This window comes from Actinomycetes bacterium, from assembly GCA_035489715.1.
Taxonomy (GTDB): Bacteria; Actinomycetota; Actinomycetes; order JACCUZ01; family JACCUZ01; genus DATHAP01.
Genome location: DATHAP010000082.1, coordinates 1 through 3,178, shown reverse-complemented (window position 1 = coordinate 3,178; position 3,178 = coordinate 1). Strand labels below are relative to the sequence as shown.

6 protein-coding genes and 1 tRNA gene are annotated in these 3,178 nt (G+C 72.3%); all 7 read right to left on the bottom strand.

The features are described from left to right. Window positions 1-99: 99 nt before the first annotated feature. The 7 genes from VK640_07145 to ribH all read right to left on the bottom strand — a co-directional run bounded on the left by VK640_07145 (window position 100) and on the right by ribH (window position 3,061). Window positions 100-173, bottom strand: a tRNA-Pro gene (locus VK640_07145). Between the two features lie 28 nt (window positions 174-201). Next, window positions 202-660, bottom strand: coding sequence for a PH domain-containing protein (locus tag VK640_07140; protein ID HTE72958.1), 459 nt, complete (start codon window positions 658-660; stop codon window positions 202-204). 13 nt (window positions 661-673) lie between these two features. Beyond that, complete coding sequence (gene hisG, locus VK640_07135) at window positions 674-1,519, bottom strand: ATP phosphoribosyltransferase (GenBank protein HTE72957.1); 846 nt, start codon at window positions 1,517-1,519, stop codon at window positions 674-676. A 54-nt stretch (window positions 1,520-1,573) separates the two neighbouring features. Then, the gene (locus VK640_07130; GenBank protein ID HTE72956.1) at window positions 1,574-1,837 is read right to left on the bottom strand and encodes a phosphoribosyl-ATP diphosphatase; all 264 of its coding nucleotides are present in this window, start codon (window positions 1,835-1,837) and stop codon (window positions 1,574-1,576) included. A gap of 45 nt (window positions 1,838-1,882) precedes the next feature. After that, window positions 1,883-2,323 (bottom strand): VOC family protein, encoded by a 441-nt coding sequence (locus tag VK640_07125; protein ID HTE72955.1) that lies wholly within the window; start codon window positions 2,321-2,323, stop codon window positions 1,883-1,885. 1 nt (window position 2,324) lies between these two features. Next, a complete protein-coding gene (locus VK640_07120; protein ID HTE72954.1) occupies window positions 2,325-2,591 on the bottom strand; it encodes a hypothetical protein in 267 nt (88 codons plus the stop codon). Continuing rightward, complete coding sequence (gene ribH, locus VK640_07115; protein HTE72953.1) at window positions 2,588-3,061, bottom strand: 6,7-dimethyl-8-ribityllumazine synthase; 474 nt, start codon at window positions 3,059-3,061, stop codon at window positions 2,588-2,590. The genes VK640_07120 and ribH overlap by 4 nt, the downstream gene beginning before the upstream one ends. Window positions 3,062-3,178: the final 117 nt, after the last annotated feature.

The window sequence follows — 3,178 nt, the reverse complement described above, 5'->3', positions numbered from 1 at the left end:
GATGGTGAGTGGAGCGGGTGGCTACACGCATGATTCACAGACGCCGGAGGCGGCCCGACCCCGAAGAGCCGAACCGCCTCTGACCTGCGACCTTCTCGGTCGGGACGACAGGATTTGAACCTGCGACCCCTTGACCCCCAGTCAAGTGCGCTACCAAGCTGCGCCACGTCCCGGTCGGAGCACAGCCTAACGGCTCCGCGGTCAGCGATCCCCGTCGGTCCGGCTGCCCTCGGTGACCATCCTCGCGAACTCCCGCGCCTGCGCCGTGGCCCGCTCGCCCTCCGAGCGCTGCACGCCCATCGCCGCCAGGGTCGAGCCGTCCGACACGTCGAGCATCATCCAGGCGTCGTCACGGGAGAGCCGGACGCCGACGACCTCGGACCAGTCGAGCCGGCGCCGGGTCAGGATGTTGACGACGGTCGCACCCTCCTCGTCGGTCTCCACCCGCACCGAGGCCAGCCGGTGCAGGAACCAGACGCACCCGAGTGCGAACCCGACCACCGCCAGCCGCGAGCCGAAGCCCCAGCCGTGCTCGCCCTCTCCGGGCAGCAGTAAGGCCACGCCGGTCAGGACCACGAAGAGCGCCGCGGCGCACGGGTAGACGACGAGCCTGGCCCGCCGCGGCCGGAGCACCACCCGGCGGCACGGGTCGGTCCCCACGGCGTTCACCGGCTCACAGCCGGCAGGCGTGGATGTCGGTGACCAGGATCCCTCTGGCGCCGAGGTCCCACAGCTCGTCCATGATCCGGTTGGTGTCGGCGCGCGGCACCATGGCCCGCACCGCGACCCAGCCCTTGTCGTGCAGCGGCGACACGGTGGGCGACTCGATGCCCGGGGTGAGCCGCACCGCGCCCTCGACAAGCTCAGCGCGGATGTCGTAGTCCATCAGCACGTACCGCCGGGCGATGATCACGCCCTGCATGCGCCGCACGAGCTGATCCACGGCGGAGGTCGACGGCACGCCGGTACGTCGCACCAGCACGGCCTCGGACTCCAGGATGGGCTCCCCCACGATCTCCAGACCCGCCTGGCGCAGCGTGGTGCCGGTCGAGACGACGTCGGCGATCACGTCGGCCACGCCGAGCCGCACCGCGGTCTCGACCGCGCCGTCCAGCCGGACCACCTCGGCGTCGACGCCGTGCTCGGCGAAGTGCTTCGCGAGCAGCCCGCCGTACGACGTGGCGACCCGCTTGCCGGCGAAGTCGGCCACCGACGTGGCCGATCCGGGGCGCGCCGCGAAGCGGAACGTCGACTCGGCGAAGCCGAGCGGCAGCAGCTCCTCGGCCGGCGCGCCGCTGTCGAGGAGCAGGTCGCGGCCGGTGATGCCGACGTCGAGCTCGCCCGAGCCGACGTAGGTGGCGATGTCGCGCGGCCGGAGGAAGAAGAACTCCGCGTCGTTCTCCGGGTCGTGCAGCAGCAGCTCGCGCGGGTCGGTGCGCTGCCGGTAGCCCGACTCGCGCAGCATGTCTGAGGCCGGGCCGGCGAGCGAGCCCTTGTTGGGGACGGCGACGCGGAGCACGCTCTCCGGCCTCCTCTGCAGGTGTGAGTCGGTCAGGTCGGTGGGGCGGACGTGCTACAGCCGAGCGTAGACGTCGTCGAGGCTGATGCCGCGGGCCAGCATGAGCACCTGCAGCTGGTACAGCAGCTGCGAGATCTCGTCCGCTGTCCGGCCCGCGTCCTCGTGCTCGGCGGCCATCCAGACCTCGGCCGCCTCCTCGACGACCTTCTTGCCGATGGCGTGGACGCCGGCGTCCAGCGCGGCGACGGTGCCCGACCCGGCGGGTCGCTGCGTGGCTTTCGCGGTCAGCTCGGCGAACAGCTCGTCGAAGGTCTTCACGCCCGTGATCCTCCCAGAGCCCCGGCTCTTCGGCGCGGTGCCGTCCTAGGGGATGGTCGGCAGACCGCGCTCGTCCAGCGGCCAGCCCGGGTTGTGCGCGATCTCCCACGCGTGCCCGTCCGGGTCGGCGACGATCGAGGTGTAGCCGCCCCACTCGGCGGCCGTCGGTGCGGCGAGCAGGGCGGCACCGGCCGCCATCATCTCGGCGACACACCGGTCCACCTCGTCGGGCGAGTCCAGGTTGATGGCCAGCGAGGACTGGCGCACGTGCGGCCCGCTGCCGCTCGCGCCGCTGCCACCGCCCGCCCCCATGTCGCGGGCCAGGTCGCTCTCGGGATAGACGGCCAGGAGCGAACCCGCCGTGCGGAAGACTGCGAAGTCGTCCATGTCGATCGCCGCCTCCCAGCCGAGCGCCCGGTAGAAAGCCTTCGACCGGGCGACGTCGCGCACGCCGAGGGTGACGAGGGAGACACGGGCCGGGACCATGTCAGTCCACCTTCCGGAAGCCGGAGCACATCATCCGCCGCCAGGAGCTCCGGCCGTCGTCCACCATCAGGTCGGCCTGCTGCACGAGGTCGTGCACATCGATCCAGTGGAAAAGTGCGTCCTCGACCGGGCCCTCGGCGGTGGAGGCCTCCCAGGATCGGCCCGGTGTCATGCCGTGGGAGTCGACGTCCGACGCGAGGACATTCAGCACGTCGGCGCTGTCGTGCTTGGTGTGCGCGTGGACGAAGCGCTCGGCGACGGTCTTCACGACGTCATCAGCCCGCGCAGGGTGACGGCGGTCGCGACCGCCGCCTCGGCCGCCTCGCGACCCTTGTTGTCCCGGGACGAGTCGAGCCCCGCCCGGTCGAGCGCCTGCTGCTCGTCATCGCAGGTCAGCACGCCGAAGCCGACCGGGATGCCGGTGTCCAGAGCGACCCGCCCCAGACCGGCAGTGACCGCCTGGCACACGTAGTCGAAGTGCGGGGTGCCGCCGCGGATCACGACGCCCAGGGCGACCACGGCGTCGTACGACGTGGCGAGCCGCGCCGCCACCACCGGCAGCTCGAAGGACCCGGGCACCCGCACGACCGTCGACTCCTCGACGCCGAGCTCGGCCAGGGCCCGCTCGGCGTTGCCCACCAGGGCGTCCATGACCTTCTGGTGCCAGCTCGCCGCCACGACGGCGACCCGCAGGCCGCTGCCGTCGACCTCGAGGTCCGGTGCCCCCTCGCCGCTCACGTCGGCCTCCCCTCGTGCACCACGTCGGTGGCCGGGCCGGGTCCGGATTGGTCCGGCAGGTCCGGCAGGTCCGGCAGGTCCGGCACATCCGGCAGGGCCGGCAGGTCGGGAAGAGTG